The following is a 21,866-nucleotide window of genomic DNA, read 5'->3' as shown; positions in this document are numbered from 1 at the left end:
GACCCACCCCGGCCCGTGGGCCGCACGGCCAGGGCCGTCCCACGCCCCACGGCCGGACACCGCCTCGACGACCACCGAGGCACCGCTCCACTCGGCACAACCAAGGAGAAAAACCCATGAGCACCACCGCTGTCGCCCCGCTGACGATCCAGGACGCCGAAGAGCTCGTCACCGCGGCCCACCGAGCCGCCGAGACAGCCGGTGTCACCGTCAGCGTCACGGTCCTCGACGCCGGAGGCCACCTGCTCGCCTTCCGGCGCGACGACCGCGCCGTGCTGATCTCCGGCGAGACCAGCACGCGCAAGGCCTACACGGCGCTCCAGCTGAACGCCCCGACCGCTGACCTCGTCGACGCCGTGCGGCCCGGAGGCCTCTTCCACACCCTGCCCACCGCCCTCGACCGTCCGCTGCTGTTCATCGCGGGCGGCGTGCCCGTGCACCGCGAGGGCCGGCTGATCGGTGCGATCGGGGTCGGCGGCGGTGCGCCCGAGCAGGACCACGGCTTCGCCTCGGCCGCCGTGCGGGCGCTCGCCTGACCCGGGCCCGGCGCTCACGGCACGAACCGTGCCGGGGTCAGCCCGCCGCCACCGTCAGCGGCGCGAACCGCCGAGTCCAGTCCCCGGGCAACTCGGTGATCCCACAGGTCATGACCGCGTTGGGGGCGACCCTGGAGAGGCCGCGCTCCTTCACCCACGCCAGCAGTTCCTCGTGCCGTACGTCGATGTCCGTGCGCAGCGGCCGGTCGGTGCGGGCGGCGAGCGAGCCGATCAGGGCCTTGGCCGTCTCGGTGTCACGCGCGATCAGCGGGCCCACCACATGGGTGTCCATGTTCGGCCAGGCCGCGGCGTACCCGGTGATCCGGCCGTCCTCCTCGGCGACACGCAGCTGGTCGGCGAAGGCGGGCAGCCGCGTGACGATGTGGGTGCGGTCGGCGCCGAACACCTCCTCGTCGAGCCGGAGGATCGCGGGGAGGTCCTCGGCGGTGGCGGCGCGCGTTGCGGTCCTCGGTTCCGGCCCGCCGGGGACGAAGCGGCCGCGCACCATCTCCGCCCCGCCCGTCACCTTGAAGCCGAGCTCCTCGTAGAGCGGCCGGCCGAACGGCGTCGCGTGCAGGGTCAGCGCAACGGTGCCCAGAGCGGAGAGGATGTGGCGCATCAGACGGCGTCCGACACCCTGGCGGGCGTGCCGCTCGGCGACCAGCACCATGCCGATGGCGGCGAGCGCCGGGTGCTCCCGCGTCCCGTACTCGGTGACGGTGCAGGCGGCGACGAGACCGCCGTCGGGGTCGTCGATGCCGTATCCCTTTCCGGCCGTAAGGAGGAATCCCCACTTGTGCTCCTCACGCGGCCACCCCCGGTCCTCGGAAAGGTCGGCGCAGGCGGTGAGATCGCGGAGCGTCAGACGGCGGATCGGAGCAGAGGCGAGGAAAGGTGTCGGCACGCAGGTCAGGCTGTCCGACGGGGGCCGTCCGCGTCCACCTCTTTCCGGTGGAAGATGCGGGCTTTCGGCCAAGCCGGTTCAGCCGAGGTCGGAAGCGTGCAGGGCACGCACCCCCTCGATGTTGCCGTCCAGGTAATGCCGCAGCGACAGCGGCACGAGGTGGACGGAGGCGATCCCGACCCGGGTGAAGGGCACTCTGACGATCTCGTACTCACCGGCGGGCTCGTCGACCTCGGGACCGTGCCGCAGGGCCGGGTCCATGGATTCCAGGTGGCAGACGAAGAAGTGCTGCACTTTCACGCCGGTCGCGCCGCCGTCCTCGCCGATGTGCTCCACGGTGTCCACGAAGCAGGGCACCACGTCGCTGATCTTGGCGCCGAGTTCCTCGTACACCTCGCGGTGCAGGGCGTCCACGACGGTGGTGTCGTCCGGCTCCACCCCGCCGCCCGGAGTGACCCAGTAGGGATCGACGCCGGGCTTGGTCCGCTTGATCAGGATCAGGTGGTCCCCGTCCAGCAGGACGGCGCGAGCGGTGCGCTTGACCACGGGTCGGACGGTCATGGGAGAAATGTGGCCCGGCTGGTTCCACGTGAAACATCGTGCCGTGTACCCGGTGGGAGAGTCCGCCGGCTCAGTTCCAGTCGGCAGCCGCGCGCAGCAACGCCTCGTGGGCCCGGGCGATGTGCGCCAGCGCCAACGTGCCGGTGCGCACCACCAGGAAGTACGTCCGCAGCGGCGGCACCGGGGGATCGTGCAGGGCGACGACGTCCCCGCGCTCCAGCGCCTCCGCGCACAGATAGCGGGGCAGGACGGCGAGGCCCGCGCCCGCCACCGTGCAGGTGAGAACCGCACGCAGGTCAGGGGCGACGACCGTGGCCGGGCCGGGCGGACGGGCGTCGAAGACGGAGGCCCAGTAGCGGGCGACGAAGGGCAGCGACTCGTGCACCTCGACCACGGGGACGCGGTCGAGAGCGGGCGCATCGGTGGCGCGGAGCTCTTCGACACCCGCACGCTCCGCCCAGTCGGGTGCGGCGACCAGGACGTGCATCTCGTCGCAGAGCGGAGTCGCCGTGAGCAGCGGGCCGCGGGGACGAGCCGTGGCGATGGCCAGATCGTGATGCCCGGCGGCCAGGCCTTCCAGCGCCTCCTCGGCGTTCCCGAACGAGGCGCGCAGGGCGAAGGCCCGGCCGTCCTCGCCGGTGAGCTCGGTGAGCGCGGACAGTGCTCGTTCGGCGGTGAACTCGGGTGGTCCGGCCATGTGCAGGGTGCGCAGGGAGGAGTCGTCCGTCAGCCCGGTCTCGGCGATCTCCACCAGGGCGTCGAGATGCGGTGCGGTCTTGTGGGCGAGTTCGTCGCCGATGGTCGTCGGGGTCACGCCGCGGGCCTGCCGGAGGAAGAGCGGGCGGCCGAGCTGGCGCTCCAGCGTGCGGATCTGCGAGGTGACGGCGGGCTGGGAGAGGCCGAGCAGAGCAGCCGCGCGGGTGAAGGAACCAGCCCGGTGCACAGTGACGAAGGTGCGGAGCAAGGCCAGATCCACGAAAACGCGTCCCCTCTTCTGCTCTTCTCCAGCCCCCGGCCGGGCCCCACCATAAATATGTCGATAGGGCGCTGTCGCTACTGTGATTGGACACTGACACTGAGTCAACTAGCCTTAATCGCGCGGTTCTTCGCGCACGGAACCGGAGGACGGTCCGAGCCACGAGGGGGGAGGCTCGGACCGTCCGTGCGCCGGCGTCAGTCCACCGTTTCGTCCAGCGCGCGCAGCAGGTCCGCCACCAGGTCCTCCGGGTCCTCCGCGCCGACCGAGAGGCGGATGAAGCCCTCCGGCACCGCGTCACCGCCCCAGCGCCCGCGCCGCTCCGCGGTGGACCGCACCCCGCCGAAGCTCGTCGCACCCTCGACGAGGTGCAGGGCGTCGAGGAAACGATCGGCACGCGCGCGCGAGGGCAGCGTGAAGGAGACGACACAGCCGTAGCGCAGCATCTGCCGGGAGGCGACCTTGTGGGACGGGTCGTCGGGCAGCCCGGGGTAGCGCAGGTCGGTGATCTCGGGCCGCGCCCGGAGCGCCTCGGCCACCCTGAGCGCGGTGGCGTCCTGCCGGTCCACCCGCAGCTGGAGAGTGGCGATCGAACGGTGCGCGAGCCACGCCTCCATGGGCCCGGGAATCGCACCGACGATCTTGCGCCAGCGCCGTACGGCGGCCATCGCTCCGGCGTCGCGGCCGGCCACGTAGCCGAGGAGGACGTCGCCGTGGCCGGTGAGCTGCTTGGTGCCGCTGGCCACCGAGAAGTCGGCGCCGAGCTCCAGCGGCCGCTGCCCGAGCGGGGTGGCGAGGGTGTTGTCGACGGCGACCAGGGCGCCGCGCGCGTGTGCCGCCTCGGCGAGCCGTCGTATGTCGCACACGTCGAGACCAGGGTTGGACGGCGTCTCGATCCACAGCAGCTTCGCCCCGTCCAGGACGTCGAGCTGGGCGTCCTGGCCGGTCGGCGCGGTGCGCACCTCGATGCCGTACGCCTCCAGCTGCGCGCGGACCAGCGGCAGGGCCTGGTAGCCGTCGTCGGGCAGGACGGCCGTGTCGCCGGCGCGCAGCTGGGAGAAGAGCACCGAGGAGATCGCGGCCATGCCCGAGGCGAAGACGAGTGTCTCCACGTCGGCCTCCCCGGGCGCCTCCAGCTCGCCGATGGCGCTCTCGAGACGGGTCCAGGTCGGGTTCTCGTCGCGGCCGTAGGTGTACGGGCCGGTGGGGTCGCCCGGCAGGTGGAAGTGGGCGGCGAACACCGGGCCGGGCAGGGTGGGCTCGTGCTTGACGGGTTCGGGCAGCCCGGCCCGCACCGCGCGCGTGCCGTCACCCGGGCCCGAAGCGGCTTTCTCCGTGCCCGCACCGACCCTGTCGTTCGTAGCGGAATCGCTCATGCCGCCCGTCCTTCCACTTGCTCGCGTACCGCGGCGAGCAGTCCGGTGCTCGCCGCCTCCACCATCTCAAGGCATTCCTCGAAGCCGTCCCGGCCCCCGTAGTACGGGTCCGGGACGTCCAGGTCGCCGTCCTCGGCGGCGGGGTCGTACGACCGCAGCAGACGCACCTTGGCCGCGTCCCGCTCCGTGGGGGCGAGACGCCGCAGGGCCCTCAGGTGTCCGGCGTCGAGGGCGACGACCAGGTCGAGGCGGGAGAACCAGGACTGCTGGAACTGCCGGGCCGTGTGGTCGAGGTCGTAGCCGTGGTCCGCCAGGACGGCCACGGTGCGCGGGTCCGCGCCCTCGCCCTCGTGCCAGCCGCCGGTGCCGGCGCTGTCGGCCTCGACGAGGTCGTCGAGCCCGGCGTCCGCCACGCGTGCGTGGAAGACGGCCTCGGCCATCGGGGAGCGGCAGATGTTGCCCGTGCACACGAAACAGACGCGGTAGGTCATCGGGATCAGTCCCCGTCGGGCAGGAACGCGTTGAGGGCCCAGGAGACGATCGAGATGATCAGGCCGCCCAGGACGGCGGTCCAGAACCCGTCGACGTGGAAGCTCACGTCGAGCTTGTCGGCCACCCACGACGTGAGCAAGAGCATCAGCGCGTTGACCACCAGCGTGAACAGGCCGAGGGTCAGGATGAACAGCGGGAAGGTCAGCACCTGCACGATCGGCTTCACCACCATGTTGACCAGGCCGAACACCAGGGCCACCACGATCAGGGTGACCGCCTTCTCCCCGGTGCTGCCCCCGGTCAGGGTGATCTTGTCGAGCAGCCACACGGCGACCGCGAGGGCGCCCGCGTTGGCGATCGTCTTGACTAGGAAATTCTTCATGTGTCTGATCGTGGCAGACGCGATCGGGCACGAACGGTGAGGCAGGGGCGGACGAGGCGATGAAGGCATTCCGGCTGGACGAACTGGAGGCGGAGCGCGCCGCCAACGACGGTGCCTATCTGCAGTTCCTGCGGGAGCGGAACATGTCGGTCGGCCTGTACGCCCTCGACGCGGGGACGACCGACCCGCAGAAGCCGCACGCGCAGGACGAGGTGTACCTCGTGGTGAGCGGCCGGGCCGCGATCACCGTCGGCATGGAGACCACCCAGGTCGCCCGCGGCAGCGTGGTCTACGTGCCGGCCGGGGTGGCCCACAAGTTCCATCACATCAGCGAGGACCTGCGGGTTCTCGTGGTGTTCTCTCCCCCGGAGAGCTGAGGCCCGGCCCCAGGGTTCCCTAGGGGATCGGTCAGGGGCAGACAAGGGACGTGGGGCCCCTGTCGTGGCGCTCGCGGCCCTAGCATCGAGTGCAGGACGCCGGAGGACTCACTCAGGACTCCTCAGGACACCCCAGGATTCCCGAAAGGTAAGGGCTAGGGCGATGCGAGAGATCTTCACGGGACTGCCGTGGTGGGTGAAGTGGATCGCGGTGCCGGTCATCGCCCTGGTCGTGTTCGGCGGACTGATCGCCAGCGTGGTCGGGTTCGTGATCGGACTGCTGTTCAAGCTGCTGGTCTTCGTCGCGCTCGTCGGCGGACTGATCTACGTCGTACGCAAGTTCACGTCGAGCTCGTCGTCGCGCAGCGACTGGTGAGAGCCGTGGGACACCGGTGGCGGTAACAGGAACCACCGGTTCCCTCGGGCGAGGGAAGTTTCCCGGACGGGCCGTCGGTGAGCGGTGACCGGCGGTTAGAGTCCGGAACTCCACGTGGGGGCGACCCCGCGAACGGCGCACACCCCCACCCGTGTTCTCCGCACGGGCTGCCACCTCGCGTTCCGGGAGTGACCCTTGGCCACGGCCGACACCGCATTCGCTCAGCTGCACAGCCTCCCCGTGCAGCCCTGCTCGACGCCCGGGACACCTCCCGCACCGTCCTCCGCCGACCCGCCTTCCGCGACGCTGATCGGCTCCGTGCAGCGGGCGGTGCGCCTGCTCGAGTGCGTCGCCGAGCACCACTACGGAGCCCCCGCCAAGCAACTGGCCCGAGAGACGGGGCTGGCGCTGCCCACGGCGTACCACCTGCTGCGCACCCTGGTGCACGAGGGGTATCTGCGCCGGGAGAAGGGCCTGTTCTTCCTCGGCGAGGCCGCCGAGCGGCTGGGCAGCAGCGGGGCCGAGCAGAAACGTCGCAGCACGGTGGTGGACACCATGGCGCGCTGGCGGGACGCGATCGGCGTCCCCGTGTACTACGCCATGTACCGGGACGGCGAGATCGAGGTTATGTGCGTCTCCGACACCCCGGGCAATCCGGCGGTCGATGAGTGGGCGGACTTCCGCGAGACGGGGCACGCGCACGCCATCGGGCAGTGCCTGCTCTCCCAACTCGACGAGGACGCCCGCCACGACCATCTGGACCGTTACCCGGTGCAGCCGCTCACGCCGTACACGGTGCGTGACGGACACAGCCTGCTGAGGCGGCTGGAACGCCTGCGCCGGATGGCTCCGGTGATCGAACGTCAGGAGTACGCACTGGGGACGGTCTGCGCGGCGATCCCGATCACCGTCGGCACCACGGCCGCCACGATGGCCATCTCACTGCCCCTCCACCAGGCGGACCGGCTGCTGCCCGCGGCGCAGCGCCTGCAGCACGAAGTGGGGCGGCGTCTGGGCTCGCTCGCCCTCTCTATCAGTATCTGAAAACTCACTCCTTGTGATCTGGTGTGTACGTTGAGCAAGATGCCATCAGTGTTAGAGGTTTGATTCCCGGACAGTCGACGGCGAATGACGGGGTAGGCGAATGGGCGAGTCCGTACAGGCAGAGGTCATGATGAGCTTTCTCGTGTCCGAGGAACTGTCTTTCCGCATCCCGGTGGAACTGCGCTACGAGACCCGGGATCCCTATGCCGTACGCCTGACCTTCCATCTGCCCGGAGACGCGCCGGTGACCTGGGCCTTCGGCAGGGAGTTGCTGGTCGACGGAGTGGGCCGGCCGTGCGGTGACGGTGATGTGCGCATCGCACCGGTCGACCCCGAGCCACTGGCCGAGGTGCTGATCCGCCTCCAGGTCGGCAGCGACCAGGCGCTGTTCCGTTCCTCGGCCGCGCCCCTCGTGGCCTTCCTCGACCGTACCGACAAGCTGGTGCCCCTCGGTCAGGAGGGTGCGCTCGCCGACTTCGACAGCCATCTCGACGAAGCCCTGGACCGCATCCTGGCGGAGGAACAGAGCGCGGGCTGAACCGTTACGGCAGTCCCGAGGCGGTGGCGTAACGCTTCGCCGGGCGCCTCAGCGCTTACGGCGACGGCCCCGCCCCCCACGTGCCGGAGCACCCGTACCCGCAGCCGCCGTGGCTCCTGCCGCCGGGGCCGCTCCTTGGGCCGGCCGGTCCGCCGAGACGACCAGGGCGGCGAGGGCCGTGGTAACCGGCACGGACGCCACCAGGCCGATCGAGCCGACCAGCGTCCGCACGATCTCCTCCGCGACCAGTTCGCTGTTGGCGACCGTTCCCACCCCGCTCTGCGCGATCGAGAACAGCAGCAGCAGGGGCAGCGCGGCGCCCGCATAGGCCAGGACGAGCGTGTTCACGACCGAGGCGATGTGGTCGCGGCCGATGCGGATGCCCGCGCGGTACAGGCCGCGCCAGCCCATCGTCGGGTTGGCCTCGTGCAGTTCCCAGACCGCCGACGTCTGGGTGACCGTCACGTCGTCGAGGACACCGAGCGAACCGATGATGACCCCGGCGAGGAGCAGACCGCTCATGTCGATCGACGGGTACAGGCCGTGGATGAGGCCGGTGTTGTCGTCCGTGTTGCCGGTGAGCGCGGCCCAGCCGATGAAGAGCGACCCGAGCACACCGATGAGCAACAGCGAGATCAAGGTGCCGAGCACCGCCACGGATGTGCGGGCCGACAGCCCGTGGCACAGGTACAACGCGATCAGCATGATGGCGCTGGACCCGATCACCGCCACGACCAGTGGGTTCGAGCCCTGCAGGATGGCGGGCAGGATGAAGAAGTTCAGCAGCAGGAAGCTGAGGGCCAGCGACACCAGTGCCATCAGGCCGCGCAGCCGTCCGACGACCACGACGGCGAGGGCGAAGATGCCCGCCAGGAGGGCCAGGGGGAGCCGGCGGTTGATGTCGGTCACCGAGTACTGCAGGTCCTTGGGCGCGGAGGGCTCGTAGGCGACCACCACCTCCTGGCCCTCGTGCAACTGCCGTGACTGGTCCGGCTGCACGATCTCCTCGAACGTACGGCCCTTGTCGTCGCCGGTGTCGACGCGGATGGTCGCCCGCTTGCACTCGCCCTTCGCCTGCTGCACCGCGGAGGAGCCCTCGGCGGTCGACGTGTCGCCGGTCGGGGTGCCGCCCGAGGCGTTGACGGACTGGCAGCTCAGCTCCACCACCTTGGTGACGGTGGCCTGCTGTGTCTGGCGGTCGAAGCCGACCCCGGTGCGCTCGTGCGGCGGTGCGCCGCCCGGCCACAGCACCGCGAGTCCGACCAGCACGGCCGCGGCGAAGGGGATCAGGATCGCGGCGATGACCTTCCGCAGATGCCGGGAGACGGGGGCCGCCGGACCGTGCGCGTGCGAGTGCCCGTGTCCGCCGCCGGCACCGTGACCGTCGCCGGAACCGTACCCGCCTCCCGCACCGTGCCCGTGGTCACCCGCACCGTGACCGTGACCAGCCTCGTGTCTGCCGTCGTTCGCGCCGTGAGCGACGACGGGGACGTGGCCGGCTGTCCGGCCGTCGCCCCCTTCGGCGTTCGGCCCGCGGCGGGGTCGGTGCGGCGGGAAGGAGGGGGGCTGCGGTGTGGTCACCGCCCGATCATCGCAAGAACAAGGGGGGCCCTCTGTTCACCGCGCCCGAATGGGCGTTAGCGTGGAGGCACCTTTGTACACGCGGGAGCTCGGAGCACCGGGCTGAGAGGGCGCTGACCTCCGTCCCAGCGATGTTTCACGGGAAACGTCACCGAAGTCGAGTGATGTATCCCACGACGCGTCGCCAGACGGAATCCGCTGCGTCGACCGCCGAACCTGTTACCGGGTAATGCCGGCGTAGGGAGTAGGTCTCATGACCATCAAGGACGCACGCACGCCTGTCTCCGCACAGAACTCCGCAGCGAACTCCACGCGGAAATCCGCGCAGGAGGACACCGCGGAGACCGCGGAAACCGGGAAGTCCATCGGCTGGCACAAGGCGTATGTCGAGGGCTCGCGCCCCGATCTGCGGGTGCCGGTCCGTCAGGTGCACCTCACCAACGGGCAGTCGGTCACGCTGTACGACACCTCGGGCCCGTACACCGATCCACTCGTCGACACCGATGTGCGCCGGGGCCTCGCGCCGCTGCGGGAGAACTGGATCATTGCCCGCGGTGACACCGAGGAGTACGCGGGCCGTCCCGTCCGTCCCGAGGACGACGGAATCAAGCACACCTCGCCGCGCGGCGGTCTGCGCAACCTCGACGCCGTCTTCCCCGGACGCCCGCGCCAGCCGCGCCGGGGCCGGGACGGCAACGCGGTGACGCAGCTCGCGTACGCACGCCGGGGCGAGATCACGCCGGAGATGGAGTACGTGGCCGTCCGGGAGAACGTCTCGCCGGAGGTGGTCCGCGAGGAGATCGCCGCAGGACGTGCGGTGCTCCCCGCCAACGTCAACCACCCCGAGATCGAGCCGATGATCATCGGCAAGCGGTTCCTGGTGAAGGTCAACGCCAACATAGGCAACTCGGCGGTGACGTCCTCCATCGAGGAGGAGGTGGACAAGATGACGTGGGCGACCCGGTGGGGCGCCGACACGGTCATGGACCTCTCCACCGGCCGCAACATCCACACCACCCGCGAGTGGGTCCTGCGCAACTCCCCCGTGCCCATCGGGACCGTGCCGCTCTATCAGGCCCTGGAGAAGGTCGACGGCCGGGCCGAGGAACTGACCTGGGAGATCTACAAGGACACCGTGATCGAGCAGGCCGAGCAGGGTGTGGACTACATGACGGTCCACGCGGGCGTGCGCCTGCCCTACGTACCGCTGACCGCGAACCGCAAGACCGGCATCGTCTCGCGCGGCGGCTCGATCATGGCGGCATGGTGCCTGGCGCACCACAAGGAGTCGTTCCTGTACGAGAACTTCGAGGAACTCTGCGAGATCCTCGCCGCCTACGACGTCACGTACTCCCTCGGCGACGGCCTGCGGCCGGGGTCGATCGCGGACGCCAACGACGAAGCCCAGTTCGCCGAGTTGCGCACTCTCGGGGAACTCAACCGGATCGCCAAGCGTTGCAACGTACAGACCATGATCGAGGGCCCGGGACATGTCCCGATGCACAAGATCAAGGACAACATCGACCTTCAGCAGGAGATCTGCGATGAAGCTCCGTTCTATACGCTCGGCCCGCTGACGACGGACGTCGCGCCGGCGTACGACCACATCACCTCCGGCATCGGTGCCGCGATGATCGCCTGGTGGGGCACGGCCATGCTCTGCTACGTCACGCCCAAGGAACACCTGGGCCTGCCCAACCGTGACGACGTCAAGACCGGCGTCATCACCTACAAGATCGCCGCCCATGCCGCCGACCTCGCCAAGGGGCATCCAGGTGCGCAGGAGTGGGACGACGCGCTGTCCGACGCCCGGTTCGAGTTCCGGTGGGAGGACCAGTTCAACCTGGCCCTCGACCCGGAGACGGCGCGGGCGTTCCACGACGAGACCCTGCCTGCCGAGCCCGCCAAGACGGCCCACTTCTGCTCCATGTGCGGGCCCAAGTTCTGCTCGATGAAGATCAGTCAAAGCATCACAGAGCAGTTCGGTGGCACGGCGGCCGCGGGGGCGACGGCTGAGGAGGTCGCTGAGGGGATGCTCCAGAAGTCGAGGGAGTTCGCGGAGCGCGGGAACCGGGTGTACCTGCCGATGGTGGACTGAGGGAGTGAGCGGGTGGCGGGGCGGCGCCTGATGTGAACGGCGCTGCCCGGCCCCCGGGCAGCACCACAGTGTTGCGCAGGAGCAGCCGCGCTCCGTGGTGAAGAGCCCCTTTGGTATGTGGTCGCACCGCTCGTACGGTCGTGGGCGTGATGAACATCGTTGGCGAGCCGCGCAGGCTCGGAGTTCCCGGGCCTGCAGCGAGGTTGCGGTTCGAGACAGAGCTTCAGGAACTGGGGTCGGCACCGCGGCGCAGGTTGCTGGTGCTCGACGGGAATCCCGCGTTCGAGCTTTCCCCGTGGTGTGGGACGTGTCAGTTTTTGTTTCAGCGGCTTGAGGGCGCCAGCGGGACGCTGTCATTGGCAGGCATGCAAGAACTCCTCGCCGGACAGGTCTCCGTGCTGGACGACGGCATCCTGGTGGCATTCGGCTCCTTGCTGCCGGAAGGCGAGTACCTGCCGCTGTTGCTTCGGGTCGAGCCACGGTTGGTGACTCCAGGGCAGGACGGCGACTACTTCAGCAATGAGCAAGTGGCCACCTGGGGTCCCGACCAGTTCTGGGGCCTTCCGGAGCATCCCCGCACGCCGTATTACCGCACGTTCGAGACGGTGATCGACGAGACCGCACATCTCTATGAGTTCGTCGTACCGATGGTTCCTCCACTCTGGAACGACCGGGATCGGGTCGCGGAGTACGTCGAGTGGATGGGGCAGGGGATGGTGCCGACAGCAGTCGCGGTGTCGACGCTGGATCTCTGTCAGCCTGCGTTGAGCCCCCAGGCGACGGACGAGTACGAGCACTGGGGGCTGACACATTTTCTGCTCGACGGCCATCACAAGCTGGAGGCGGCAGCATCGGCCGGACGTACCGTGCAGCTCTTGTCGCTCCTGGCCTTGGACGAGAGCCTGTCCAGCCCCGACGACCACCGCAGATTGGGAGCCCTGCGCTCACAGAGCAGCCTGAGCCGCGCGGCTCGGCCTCCACACTGACCTGAGCAAAGCGTCTGGTTCCGTTACTCGCGCCGGCAACCGCGTATCCCTGCCCATCGCGGACCGAGCGCACCGGCGCCGGGGGAGGGACGAGCGGCAGAGTCGGCCCTCTCCCCGCCGACGGGTCCCGCTCGGCAGACTGGACGCATGACAGCCACCTCCCTGAGCAAGGGTGCCAACGTCGCCGTCGACTCCCCCGCGGTGCGCGCCGAACTCGTGTGGTCCGCCGGGCCGGGCGTTCCCGAGGTCGACGCCTCCGCGCTGCTGCTCACCTCGGCCGGACGGGTGCGGGACGACGGTGACTTCGTCTTCTACAACCAGCCCCGCCACGCCTCCGGCGCGGTGGGCCACCTGGGCAAGCGGGTCGGCCCCGGCGCGGAGGCGGGAGTGACGACCGATGCCGTCGAGGTGGACCTGCGGTCGGTCGAGCCGGTGGTCGAACGCATCGTCCTGTGCGCCTCGGCGGACGGCGGTTCCTTCGGCCGGGTTCCGGGGCTGTCGCTGAGGTTGCTGGACGCCGCCACCGGCTCGGAACTGGCCCGGTTCGACATCTCGGCCGGGACGGAGACCGCGCTGGTCGGCGGCGAGTTGTACCGGCGCCGGGGAGCGTGGAAGTTCCGTGCGGTCGGACAGGGGTACGCCTCCGGGCTCGCGGGGCTGGCGACCGACTTCGGCATCACCGTGGACGACGACGCCTCCCCGGAGACGGCCGCGCCCCAGACCTCCGCCCCGTCGGCGGCTGCCCCGGCTGCCCCGGCCGCCCCGGCCGCCCCGGCCGCCCCGGCGGCCCCGGCCGCCCCGGCAGCCCCGGCGGCCCCGGCGGCCCCTCCGACGGCTCCCCCGGCGCCCACCGCGTCGGCCGCCACACCGGTGCCGCCACCGTCGCCGCCCCACGCCCCGGCCCCGGCAGCCCCCGGCCCCCGTCTCACCCAGGGCGAGGACCGCCTGCCCGTGGACATGCGCAAGCGGCTGTCCCTGCGCAAGGAGCAGGTCGCGCTCAGCCTGACCAAGCACGGCGCGGCCGGTATCACCGCGCGCGTCATCCTCGTACTGGACGCCTCCGGGTCCATGTCCTTCCTCTACTCCAAGGGCGTCGTCGCGGACGTCGTGGAGCGGATGGCCGCCGTCGCCGCGCAGTTGGACGACGACGGGGAGATGCAGGCATGGACCTTCGCCTCCAACCCGGCGCGCCTGCCCGACCTGCGCCTGGGCGAGCTGCCCGAGTGGCTGCGGCTGCACGTGCGCGTGGGGGAGATCAGCCTGTTCCGGCGGGGCAGGAAGAAGGGTCTGCACCCCGAACAGGCCGACATGCGGGCGGTCGGCATCCAGAACGAGGAGCAGAAGGTGATCGCCGAGGTCCGGGCCTTCGTCCGGGACAACCCGGCACCGGCCCCGACCTTGGTGCTGTTCTTCTCCGACGGCGGTGTCTACCGCAACGCCGAGATCGAGCGTGAGCTGCGGGAGGCCGTGGAGGAACCGCTCTTCTGGCAGTTCGTGGGGCTCGGGCGCGCCAACTACGGGGTGCTGGAGCGGTTCGACACCCTGCCGGGGCGCCGCGTCGACAACGTCGGCTTCTTCGCCGTCGACGACATCGGCACCGTACCGGACCCGGAGCTGTACGACCGGCTGCTGTCCGAGTTCCCCTCCTGGATCACTGCCGCCGGCCGGGCGGGCATCCTCTGAAACGCTGCCCGCCCGTGCCGGTGACTACTCGGGGCGGTGTTCGGGGCCACCGAAGTCCGGGCTGCTGTAGTCCGGACTCGAGTAGCTCGGACGGGGGCCCGCGTCGGGGCCGCCGTCGGGGCTGGTGAACCCGGGACGGCCGTAGCCGAGGTGCGGCATACGGCTGCCCCTCGGGGTCGCCGGTTCCGTGCGGTTGAGTGCTGCCGTGCCCGGTTCGCTGAGCGCCTCCCGCAGGAAGGGCAGGATGCCCCGTTCGAGCAGTGCCTCGTGCCAGGCTTCCCTGGCGCGGGCCACCTCCTCGTCATGGGCGCTGTAGAGGCCGGACTCGGCGGAGGGTCGGTTGCGCAGAGCCGTGAGCAGCAGTCCCACCGCGGCGACGAGGATCGCCACCGCGGTCACGGCGCCGAACACCCATCCCGTGGTGAGCATGGTCCGCGCGAAGGTCTGCCCCGGGTCGAGCATCTTCAGCAGGTAGCCGACCAGCAGGAATATCGCCGCGGCGGTACCGGCCAGGACCGGTGCCAGGACGGAGACGACGGCGACGGCCCCCGCGCCGGTCGCCTCGGCCATCTCGCCCATGGTGGCGGCGAGTCCTCCCGCGCCCGTGCCCTGCTCCTGGGAGCCGGACTCGCGCGGGGCGGACGAGGGGGCAGAGGGCGCCGGGTGGCGCAGTTCCTCGCGGGCCTTCACATAGTGCTGGTACTCGGTCGTGGCCGCCGCCGTGATGAGGGCGGTGGCGTTGAGTGCCATGGTGCGCAGTTGTTCGGGGTTGAGCCGCTGACCGACCGCGGCCAACTCCGGGCGGTGTGGTGCGGAGCGCAGCGCCTCGTCGAGGATCCGCTCGTACTCTTGGCGGTCCTCGTTCAACAGGTGCTGCGGAACGCTGTTCATGTGCATCCCCCGATGCTCCGTAGGGCTTGGGGCTCGCATGCCAACGAGCCGTCGGGCAGAAACGGAGGGGAGCCTGCTACGGATAAGCCGATGGTAGAGCGGTGACGGTGGAGGGTGACAGGGGGTTTCCAGAAATTGGGTCCCGGTCTGTACGGACGGTACCGCCGCGAAACCCGTCCGGGGAACGCTCAGACGTCCAGCGGAAGTTGCTGGACCAGCAGTTTTCCGGCCATGGTCACGCCGCCGTCCATCGCGATGGCCAGGCCGTCGGCGTAGACGTGCGGTCCCTCGATCACGGTACGGGTGTCGTCCTCGCCGTCCTCGGAGCCGACTTCGCCCAGCAGATAGGGGATGGGGCTGTGGCCGTGAACGATCCGGGTGCCGCCGTACGTGTCGAGCAGCGAACGCACCGCGTCGGCGCCGCCCTCGTCACGGAAGGAGAAGCGCTTGGTGAACTTGCGGAACAGGTCCCACACCTCTTCCGCGTCGTTGCGCGTGAGCGTCTCGCGGACGGTGTCGTTGACCTCTTCGATGGAGCGGCCGTAGTCGAGGTAGGTGGTGGCGTCCGAGTGGACCAGGAGGTGGTCGTCGACTTCCTCCATGGCGTCGAGGCGAGCCATCCACTGCAGGTGGTGGTCCTGGAGGCGGTCCATGTCGGTCTTCTGGCCGCCGTTCAGCAGCCAGGCGGCCTGGAAGGTGGCGGTGCCCGCGCCGGAGTTGACGGGAGTGTCGCCGAACCGCTTGGCGCCGAGCAGCAGCAGTTCGTGGTTGCCCATCAGCGCCTTGCAGTAGCCGCCGGCCGCGGCGGCCTCGGCGGACAGCCGCATGACCAGGTCGATGACGCCGATGCCGTCCGGGCCGCGGTCGGTGAAGTCGCCGAGGAACCACAGCCGGGAGGTGCCCGCGCACCACTGGCCGGCTTCGTCGACGAGGCCCTTGTCCCGCAGGGCGGCCAGCAGCTCGTCGAGGTAGCCGTGCACGTCGCCGACGACGAACAGGGGACCCTGGCCGGTGGCCGGCTGCTGCACCGCGGCCGGTGCGGGGTCGACGTCGACCTGGACCGTGTCACCCCGACGGATGACGGGCAGATCGCGCTGAGTGGGCGTGTAGCCCTCGGGCAGGGCTTCCTCGAGCCTCTCCTCGGCGGGCGGAGCGGACTCGCTCGCGTGCGCGCCGGGGGCGGCGTACGGAGCGGTCTCGTGGACGTACGCGGGTACCCGGAAGTCGCGCACCGTCGCCGTCCGCTCCACCTCGGGTCCCTGACCGGCCCCCTGAGTCATCGACCCCTCCACCATCGCGCCGCATCTGCACCGCTTCGGACTGCCTGGTCGCAGCGGCCCGCGGTGTGTGGGCCCATCATAGGAATGCGGATCGCGCTGTGTGATGACCCAGGGGTGGTGAATCAGGACAGGACTCCGGTTCACTGCGGCTTTCGCCCCGATTGGGCCCGGCTTCGCCCGCCCCCGACCGTGGGCCACTCCTGTTCCGGCCGGGGCGGATGTGGTCTTCGCCGCCCCGTTTCGCCGTGTCCCGCGTCCGGGGCCTTCCGCGTCCTCGTCCTCAGCCGCACCCCCGCGCGCCCCCGCTGCGACCGGAACGCGCCGCCGCGGTGCGTCCCGGTCCCGTCCTACTCGCCCTCCGGCGACCGGGGCGGGCTGACCGTCGTGCGCGGCGGGCGCCGCTGCGACGACGTGCGCACGATCAGCTCGGTCGGTATCACCTGCTCGACCGGCTGGTCGGAGTGCAGCCCCTCGATCGCGTCGATGAGGACCTGGATCACCGCGGTGCCGATGCGGCGGGGCTTCAGCGACAGGGTGGTGATGGGCGGCTCGGTGCTGGCGTACACGGTGGACTCGCTGCAGCAGACCAGCAGCAGGTCCTCGGGGACACGCAGTCCGTAGCGCCGGGCGGCGGCGAGCAGATCGGTGCCGTTCGGGTCGAACAGGCCGTAGACGGCGTCGGGCCGGTCCGGACGGGCGAGCAGCCGGTCGGCGGCGACCGCGCCGGCGCACGGGTCGTGGGCGGGGTAGGCCTCGTAGACCGGGTCCTGTCCGACGCGCTCGCACCAGCGCAGGTAGGCGGTGGTGGACAGGTGGGTGTACGTGTCGGTCGTGGTGCCGGTGAGCAGGCCGATCCTGCGGGCGCCGGCGTCGGCGAGGTGGTCGAGGATGCCGAGTACGGCCGCCTCGTGGTCGTTGTCCACCCAGGCGGTGACCGGCAGCGAGCCGGCCGGGCGGCCGTCGGAGACGACGGGCAGGCCCTGGCGGACCAGTTCGCTGACGACCGGGTCGTGGTCGGAGGGGTCGACGACGACCGTGCCGTCTAGCGCGACGTTGGACCACACGTCGTGACGGGAGGTCGCCGGGAGGATGACGAGGGCGTAGCCGCGGGCGAGCGCGGCGGAGGTGGCGGCACGCGCCATCTCGGCGAAGTACGCGAACTCGGTGAAGGTGAAAGGTTCATCCCCGTACGTCGTCACGGTCAGGCCGATGAGTCCGGACTTGCCGGTGCGGAGCGTGCGGGCGGCGGCCGAGGGCCGGTAGCCCAGTCGGTCGGCGACCTCGCGCACGTGGCGCCGGGTGGCATCCGGGAGTCGGCCCTTGCCGTTGAGGGCGTCGGAGACGGTAGTGATGGATACTCCGGCGGCGGCGGCCACGTCCCTGATACCCGCCCGGCCCGGCCGACTGCCTCGACGTGAGGTTTCCGCGCGGCTCACCTGGTGCTTCCCTGCTGCTGTCATGGCGAGCCGATAGTAGGGCTCATGGGGTGGGGTAGTGCGGACGCATATGCGCGCGTTGACAGTCACGTTTCTGCATGATCATTAATGACGAACCACCTTGGAAAGCAAGCCAGTTGGGTCGACTCATCCCATTACCTGACGTGTTGACCAGTGAGGGCCTGCGGGGTGGCGGATGTTGCGAAGAGGTCTCAACTCACCTGCACGAGGGATGCGCGCCACGGCGCGAGCCACCGGCGCGTAGATATATGTGCGGCGCGCCCCCCGAATCATGCGCCTTCGTGCCCTGATGCCCCTGATGCCAGAGTGACGGAGGAGGTCTGTTCCCACCTATTCGCAGCGGCGGCGAATCCTCATAAGGTGAGAAGTATTCGATGCCGGTGGTGGTTACGAAGGAGGACTGCGGTGAGCGAGACGAGCCCCAGGCTGCGCGCCGAGCTGGAGGGGATCCCCACCTACAAGCCGGGCAAGGCCGCCGCCGCAGACGGCCCGGTGGCCTACAAGCTGTCCTCCAACGAGAACCCCTATCCGCCCCTGCCGGGCGTGATGGAGACGGTGACGGCCGCCGCCGCCTCCTTCAACCGGTACCCGGACATGGCCTGCACCGCGCTGATGGGTGAGCTGTCGGACCGCTTCGGGGTGCCCCTGGCCCACCTGGCCACCGGCACCGGGTCGGTCGGTGTGGCCCAGCAGCTGGTCCAGGCGACCTCGGGCCCCGGCGACGAGGTGATCTACGCATGGCGCTCCTTCGAGGCCTACCCGATCATCACGCAGATCAGCGGTGCGACGTCCGTGCGGGTGCCGCTGACGACGGGCGAGGTGCACGACCTGGACGCGATGGCGGACGCGATCACCGGCCGGACCCGGCTGGTCTTCGTCTGCAACCCCAACAACCCCACGGGGACGGTGGTCAGACGGGCCGAGCTGGAGCGGTTCCTGGACCGGGTGCCGAGCGACGTCCTGGTGGTCCTCGACGAGGCCTACCGCGAGTTCATCCGCGACGCGGAGGTCCCGGACGGCGTCGAGTTCTACCGTGAGCGGGCCAACGTCTGCGTGCTGCGCACCTTCTCCAAGGCCTACGGCCTGGCCGGTCTGCGGGTCGGGTTCGCGATCGCGCACGAGCCGGTGGCGGCGGCGCTGCGCAAGACGGCGGTGCCCTTCGGGGTCAGCCAGATCGCGCAGGAGGCGGCGATCGCCTCGCTGCGTGCGGAGGACGAGCTGATCGGCCGGGTCGGCTCGCTGGTGTGCGAGCGCACCCGCGTGGTCGACGCGCTGCGTGCGCAGGGCTGGACGGTGCCGGAGACCCATGCCAACTTCGTCTGGCTCCGGCTGGGGGAGCGCACGCTCGCCTTCGCGGAGGCCTGCGAGCAGGCCGGCGTGGTCGTCCGTCCCTTCGTGGGCGAGGGCGTGCGCGTGACGGTCGGGGAGAGCGAGGCGAACGACATCTTCCTGAAGATGTCGGAAAAGTTCCGCAGGACGCTGTAGCCCACACCCCCTCCCACGGGACGGGGGCGACGCATCGCGGGACGGCCGGCGCCGTCCCGCGATTTCGTATGCCGCGGACACGGCTTCCAGGCCGCGGATTCAACCGTCGGTCGACGTTCCGGCGAAGGGGTTGACGTCACAGGGGACCCCCCTTCCGGTGTCTAAAAGCAGTAGGTCATAATTGCTTGTGAATGTGAACGCGTTCACAAGCGTGTCCCGATTGCGCCCGCGATGGGCGTGACAAACACGCTCAAACCGCCGCTGACCACGGCGGTGTGGCGAGGGTGAGGAGAGTGACGTGGACCTGGCTCTGGCGCCGGAGACGCTGGCGCGATGGCAGTTCGGCATCACGACCGTCTACCACTTCCTGTTCGTCCCACTGACGATCTCGCTGGCCGCGCTGACGGCCGGACTGCAGACCGCCTGGGTCCGCACGGAGAAGGAGAAGTACCTCAGAGCGACCAAGTTCTGGGGCAAGCTCTTCCTGATCAACATCGCGATGGGTGTCGTCACCGGCATCGTGCAGGAGTTCCAGTTCGGTATGAACTGGTCCGACTACTCCCGCTTCGTCGGCGATGTCTTCGGTGCCCCGCTCGCGTTCGAGGCGCTGATCGCCTTCTTCTTCGAGTCCACCTTCATCGGCCTGTGGATCTTCGGCTGGGACAAGCTGCCCAAGAAGATCCACCTGGCCTGCATCTGGATGGTCTCGATCGGCACCCTGCTGTCGGCGTACTTCATCCTCGCGGCCAACTCCTGGATGCAGCACCCCGTCGGCTACCGGATCAACGAGGAGAAGGGCCGCGCCGAGCTCACCGACTTCTGGCAGGTCCTCACCCAGAACACCACCCTCAACCAGGTCTTCCACAGCTTCTCGGCGGCCTTCCTCACGGGTGGCGCCTTCATGGTGGGCATCGCCGCCTTCCATCTGATGCGCAAGAAGCACATCCCGGTGATGCGGACCTCGCTCCGGCTCGGCCTGGTGACCCTCGCGGTCGGCGGCCTGCTCACCGCGGTCAGCGGCGACACCCTCGGCAAGGTCATGTACGAGCAGCAGCCGATGAAGATGGCCGCAGCCGAGGCCCTGTGGGACGGCGAGAAGCCGGCACCCTTCTCGGTGTTCGCCTACGGGGACGTCGACGAGGGGCACAACAAGGTCGCCCTGGAGATCCCGGGCCTGCTGTCCTTCCTCGCGCACAGCGACTTCGAGTCCTACGTGCCCGGCATCAACGACACCAACAAGGCCCTCCAGGAGCAGTTCGGCCCCGGTGACTACAAGCCCATCGTCCCCGTCGCCTACTGGGGCTTCCGCTGGATGATCGGTTTCGGCATGGCGTCCTTCTCCCTCGGCCTGCTGGGCCTGTGGCTGACGCGCAAGCGGTTCCTGCTGCCACCGGCCCTGCGCACCGGGGAGGACGAGGTCCCGCGACTGGTGCTGCTGAAGAAGCCGCTCGGGGCGAAGCTCTCCCGGATGTACTGGCTGCTGGCGCTGTGGACGATGGGGTTCCCCCTGATCGCCAACTCCTGGGGCTGGATCTTCACCGAGATGGGCCGGCAGCCCTGGGTGGTCTACGGCGTGATGCAGACCCGGGACGCGGTCTCCCCCGGTGTCTCCACCGCCGAGGTCGTCATCTCGATGTCCGTCTTCACCCTGCTGTACGCCGTCCTGGCCGTCATCGAGGTCAAGCTCCTGGCCAAGTACGTGAAGGCCGGACCGCCCGAGCTGACCGAGGCCGACCTCAATCCGCCCACGAAGATCGGCGGCGATCTCCGTGACGCCGACAAGCCGATGGCCTTCTCGTACTAGGCCGAGGGAGCTGCACAGTCATGGAACTGCACGACGTCTGGTTCGTTCTGATCGCCGTCCTGTGGACCGGCTACTTCTTCCTGGAGGGCTTCGACTTCGGGGTCGGCGTGCTCACCAAGCTGCTCGCCCGGAACCGGGCCGAGAAGCGGGTACTGATCAACACCATCGGCCCCGTGTGGGACGGCAACGAGGTGTGGCTGCTCACGGCGGGCGGTGCCACCTTCGCCGCCTTCCCCGAGTGGTACGCCACGCTCTTCTCCGGGTTCTACCTGCCCCTGCTGGCCATCCTGGTCTGCCTGATCATCCGGGGTGTCGCCTTCGAGTACCGCGTGAAGCGGCCCGAGGAGAAGTGGCAGCGCAACTGGGAGACGGCGATCTTCTGGACCTCGCTGATCCCCGCCTTCCTGTGGGGCGTGGCCTTCGGCAACATCGTCCACGGCGTGGAGATCGACCGGAACCTGGAGTACGTCGGCTCGGTCTGGGACCTGCTCAACCCGTACGCCCTTCTCGGCGGCCTGGTGACACTGACGCTGTTCACCTTCCACGGAACGGTGTTCACCGCGCTCAAGACCGTCGGTGAGATCCGTGAGCGGGCGCGGGCCCTGGCGCTGCGGGTGGGTCTGCTCACCGCCGCGCTGGCCCTGGCCTTCCTGCTCTGGACGCAGGCCGACAGCGGGGACGCCAAGAGCCTGGTCGCCCTCGTGGTGGCCGTGGCCGCCCTGGTCGCCGCGCTGACGGCGAACCAGGCCGGGCGCGAGGGCTGGGCCTTCGCACTGTCCGGCGTCACCATCGTGGCCGCCGTGGCGATGCTCTTCCTGACGCTGTTCCCGAACGTCATGCCGTCCACGCTGAACGCGGACTGGAGCCTCACGGTCACCAACGCCTCGTCCAGCGCGTACACGCTCAAGATCATGACCTGGCTGGCCGTGATCGCCACACCGGTCGTCCTGCTCTACCAGGGCTGGACGTACTGGGTGTTCCGCAAGCGCATCGGCACCCAGCACCTCGCCGACGCCGCGCACTGAGTCCAGCGGGGTGC

Annotated in this window: 21 protein-coding genes; 11 read left to right on the top strand and 10 right to left on the bottom strand. The window is 69.9% G+C overall.

What is annotated here, in order from left to right; translation table 11 throughout:
- Positions 1-116 precede the first annotated feature (116 nt).
- Positions 117-536, top strand: a complete 420-nt coding sequence (locus IE94_RS0126570) for a GlcG/HbpS family heme-binding protein (protein ID WP_030189047.1) — start codon at positions 117-119, stop codon at positions 534-536.
- Positions 537-573: 37 nt separating this feature from the next.
- On the opposite strand, the gene IE94_RS0126565 is transcribed toward IE94_RS0126570, so the two are convergent.
- The 6 genes from IE94_RS0126565 to IE94_RS0126540 form a co-directional block, all read right to left on the bottom strand.
- Positions 574-1,440 carry a GNAT family N-acetyltransferase gene (locus tag IE94_RS0126565; protein WP_030189045.1) on the bottom strand — a complete coding sequence of 289 codons (867 nt, stop codon included), beginning with the start codon at positions 1,438-1,440 and terminating at the stop codon, positions 574-576.
- Positions 1,441-1,518: 78 nt separating this feature from the next.
- The gene (locus IE94_RS0126560; RefSeq protein ID WP_030189042.1) at positions 1,519-2,001 is read right to left on the bottom strand and encodes an NUDIX domain-containing protein; all 483 of its coding nucleotides are present in this window, start codon (positions 1,999-2,001) and stop codon (positions 1,519-1,521) included.
- A 70-nt stretch (positions 2,002-2,071) separates the two neighbouring features.
- The gene (locus IE94_RS0126555) at positions 2,072-2,977 is read right to left on the bottom strand and encodes a LysR family transcriptional regulator (RefSeq protein WP_030189040.1); all 906 of its coding nucleotides are present in this window, start codon (positions 2,975-2,977) and stop codon (positions 2,072-2,074) included.
- Between the two features lie 197 nt (positions 2,978-3,174).
- Positions 3,175-4,353 (bottom strand): cystathionine gamma-lyase, encoded by a 1,179-nt coding sequence (locus IE94_RS0126550; protein ID WP_030189037.1) that lies wholly within the window; start codon positions 4,351-4,353, stop codon positions 3,175-3,177.
- Entirely contained in the window at positions 4,350-4,844 is a 495-nt protein-coding gene (locus IE94_RS0126545; protein ID WP_030189030.1) for a low molecular weight protein-tyrosine-phosphatase, read from the bottom strand. The genes IE94_RS0126550 and IE94_RS0126545 overlap by 4 nt, the downstream gene beginning before the upstream one ends.
- Before the next feature lie 5 nt (positions 4,845-4,849).
- Entirely contained in the window at positions 4,850-5,227 is a 378-nt protein-coding gene (locus IE94_RS0126540) for a phage holin family protein (RefSeq protein WP_030189029.1), read from the bottom strand.
- Positions 5,228-5,286: 59 nt separating this feature from the next.
- Between IE94_RS0126540 and IE94_RS0126535 the strand changes: the two genes are divergently transcribed.
- From IE94_RS0126535 to IE94_RS0126520, 4 genes are all read left to right on the top strand, one after another.
- Positions 5,287-5,604 (top strand): cupin domain-containing protein, encoded by a 318-nt coding sequence (locus IE94_RS0126535; protein ID WP_030189026.1) that lies wholly within the window; start codon positions 5,287-5,289, stop codon positions 5,602-5,604.
- 163 nt (positions 5,605-5,767) lie between these two features.
- Positions 5,768-5,980: a DUF5326 family protein gene (locus tag IE94_RS0126530; protein ID WP_030189024.1), complete on the top strand. Its 213-nt coding sequence runs from the start codon at positions 5,768-5,770 to the stop codon at positions 5,978-5,980.
- Positions 5,981-6,298: 318 nt separating this feature from the next.
- On the top strand, positions 6,299-7,024 hold the full coding sequence (locus IE94_RS0126525) for a helix-turn-helix domain-containing protein (RefSeq protein ID WP_030189021.1): 726 nt from the start codon (positions 6,299-6,301) through the stop codon (positions 7,022-7,024).
- 100 nt (positions 7,025-7,124) lie between these two features.
- Entirely contained in the window at positions 7,125-7,562 is a 438-nt protein-coding gene (locus tag IE94_RS0126520; RefSeq protein WP_007388906.1) for an SsgA family sporulation/cell division regulator, read from the top strand.
- 48 nt (positions 7,563-7,610) lie between these two features.
- Here the strand turns inward: IE94_RS0126520 and IE94_RS0126515 are convergent, their stop codons facing one another.
- On the bottom strand, positions 7,611-9,143 hold the full coding sequence (locus IE94_RS0126515; protein WP_030189018.1) for a YibE/F family protein: 1,533 nt from the start codon (positions 9,141-9,143) through the stop codon (positions 7,611-7,613).
- 253 nt (positions 9,144-9,396) lie between these two features.
- Between IE94_RS0126515 and thiC the strand changes: the two genes are divergently transcribed.
- From thiC to IE94_RS0126500, 3 genes are all read left to right on the top strand, one after another.
- On the top strand, positions 9,397-11,241 hold the full coding sequence (thiC, locus tag IE94_RS0126510) for a phosphomethylpyrimidine synthase ThiC (RefSeq protein WP_030189016.1): 1,845 nt from the start codon (positions 9,397-9,399) through the stop codon (positions 11,239-11,241).
- Positions 11,242-11,390: 149 nt separating this feature from the next.
- Positions 11,391-12,227 (top strand): hypothetical protein, encoded by an 837-nt coding sequence (locus IE94_RS0126505; protein ID WP_030189013.1) that lies wholly within the window; start codon positions 11,391-11,393, stop codon positions 12,225-12,227.
- Between the two features lie 147 nt (positions 12,228-12,374).
- Entirely contained in the window at positions 12,375-13,910 is a 1,536-nt protein-coding gene (locus IE94_RS0126500; RefSeq protein ID WP_030189011.1) for a VWA domain-containing protein, read from the top strand.
- Between the two features lie 24 nt (positions 13,911-13,934).
- On the opposite strand, the gene IE94_RS0126495 is transcribed toward IE94_RS0126500, so the two are convergent.
- From IE94_RS0126495 to IE94_RS0126485, 3 genes are all read right to left on the bottom strand, one after another.
- Entirely contained in the window at positions 13,935-14,807 is an 873-nt protein-coding gene (locus tag IE94_RS0126495) for a membrane protein (protein ID WP_030189010.1), read from the bottom strand.
- Between the two features lie 182 nt (positions 14,808-14,989).
- Positions 14,990-16,096, bottom strand: a complete 1,107-nt coding sequence (gene sppA, locus IE94_RS0126490; RefSeq protein WP_106978022.1) for a Ser/Thr/Tyr protein phosphatase SppA — start codon at positions 16,094-16,096, stop codon at positions 14,990-14,992.
- 332 nt (positions 16,097-16,428) lie between these two features.
- Positions 16,429-17,541: a LacI family DNA-binding transcriptional regulator gene (locus tag IE94_RS0126485; protein ID WP_063829742.1), complete on the bottom strand. Its 1,113-nt coding sequence runs from the start codon at positions 17,539-17,541 to the stop codon at positions 16,429-16,431.
- A 402-nt stretch (positions 17,542-17,943) separates the two neighbouring features.
- Between IE94_RS0126485 and hisC the strand changes: the two genes are divergently transcribed.
- The 3 genes from hisC (at position 17,944) to cydB (ending at position 21,852) form a co-directional block, all read left to right on the top strand.
- Positions 17,944-19,023 (top strand): histidinol-phosphate transaminase, encoded by a 1,080-nt coding sequence (gene hisC / locus IE94_RS0126480; RefSeq protein ID WP_030189006.1) that lies wholly within the window; start codon positions 17,944-17,946, stop codon positions 19,021-19,023.
- 298 nt (positions 19,024-19,321) lie between these two features.
- The gene (locus IE94_RS0126475) at positions 19,322-20,827 is read left to right on the top strand and encodes a cytochrome ubiquinol oxidase subunit I (protein ID WP_030189004.1); all 1,506 of its coding nucleotides are present in this window, start codon (positions 19,322-19,324) and stop codon (positions 20,825-20,827) included.
- Between the two features lie 20 nt (positions 20,828-20,847).
- Positions 20,848-21,852, top strand: coding sequence for a cytochrome d ubiquinol oxidase subunit II (gene cydB / locus IE94_RS0126470; RefSeq protein ID WP_030189003.1), 1,005 nt, complete (start codon positions 20,848-20,850; stop codon positions 21,850-21,852).
- Positions 21,853-21,866: the final 14 nt, after the last annotated feature.

Origin of the sequence: Streptomyces violaceorubidus, from assembly GCF_000717995.1 — a bacterium.
Lineage (GTDB): Bacteria > Actinomycetota > Actinomycetes > Streptomycetales > Streptomycetaceae > Streptomyces > Streptomyces violaceorubidus.
Note: the sequence above shows the minus strand (reverse complement) of the source record. Positions and strands in the feature narration are given on the sequence as shown.

Bases quoted from the DNA above. Each gene is read 5' to 3' on its own strand.
- IE94_RS0126570 (WP_030189047.1), top strand. From the start codon at position 117: ATGAGCACCACCGCTGTCGCCCCGCTGACGATCCAGGACGCCGAAGAG.
- IE94_RS0126560 (WP_030189042.1), bottom strand. From the start codon at position 2,001: ATGACCGTCCGACCCGTGGTCAAGCGCACCGCTCGCGCCGTCCTGCTG.
- IE94_RS0126550 (WP_030189037.1), bottom strand. From the start codon at position 4,353: ATGAGCGATTCCGCTACGAACGACAGGGTCGGTGCGGGCACGGAGAAA.
- IE94_RS0126545 (WP_030189030.1), bottom strand. From the start codon at position 4,844: ATGACCTACCGCGTCTGTTTCGTGTGCACGGGCAACATCTGCCGCTCC.
- IE94_RS0126540 (WP_030189029.1), bottom strand. From the start codon at position 5,227: ATGAAGAATTTCCTAGTCAAGACGATCGCCAACGCGGGCGCCCTCGCG.
- IE94_RS0126535 (WP_030189026.1), top strand. From the start codon at position 5,287: ATGAAGGCATTCCGGCTGGACGAACTGGAGGCGGAGCGCGCCGCCAAC.
- IE94_RS0126530 (WP_030189024.1), top strand. From the start codon at position 5,768: ATGCGAGAGATCTTCACGGGACTGCCGTGGTGGGTGAAGTGGATCGCG.
- IE94_RS0126520 (WP_007388906.1), top strand. From the start codon at position 7,125: ATGGGCGAGTCCGTACAGGCAGAGGTCATGATGAGCTTTCTCGTGTCC.
- thiC (WP_030189016.1), top strand. From the start codon at position 9,397: ATGACCATCAAGGACGCACGCACGCCTGTCTCCGCACAGAACTCCGCA.
- IE94_RS0126505 (WP_030189013.1), top strand. From the start codon at position 11,391: ATGAACATCGTTGGCGAGCCGCGCAGGCTCGGAGTTCCCGGGCCTGCA.
- IE94_RS0126500 (WP_030189011.1), top strand. From the start codon at position 12,375: ATGACAGCCACCTCCCTGAGCAAGGGTGCCAACGTCGCCGTCGACTCC.
- IE94_RS0126495 (WP_030189010.1), bottom strand. From the start codon at position 14,807: ATGCACATGAACAGCGTTCCGCAGCACCTGTTGAACGAGGACCGCCAA.
- sppA (WP_106978022.1), bottom strand. From the start codon at position 16,096: ATGGTGGAGGGGTCGATGACTCAGGGGGCCGGTCAGGGACCCGAGGTG.
- IE94_RS0126485 (WP_063829742.1), bottom strand. From the start codon at position 17,541: ATGACAGCAGCAGGGAAGCACCAGGTGAGCCGCGCGGAAACCTCACGT.
- cydB (WP_030189003.1), top strand. From the start codon at position 20,848: ATGGAACTGCACGACGTCTGGTTCGTTCTGATCGCCGTCCTGTGGACC.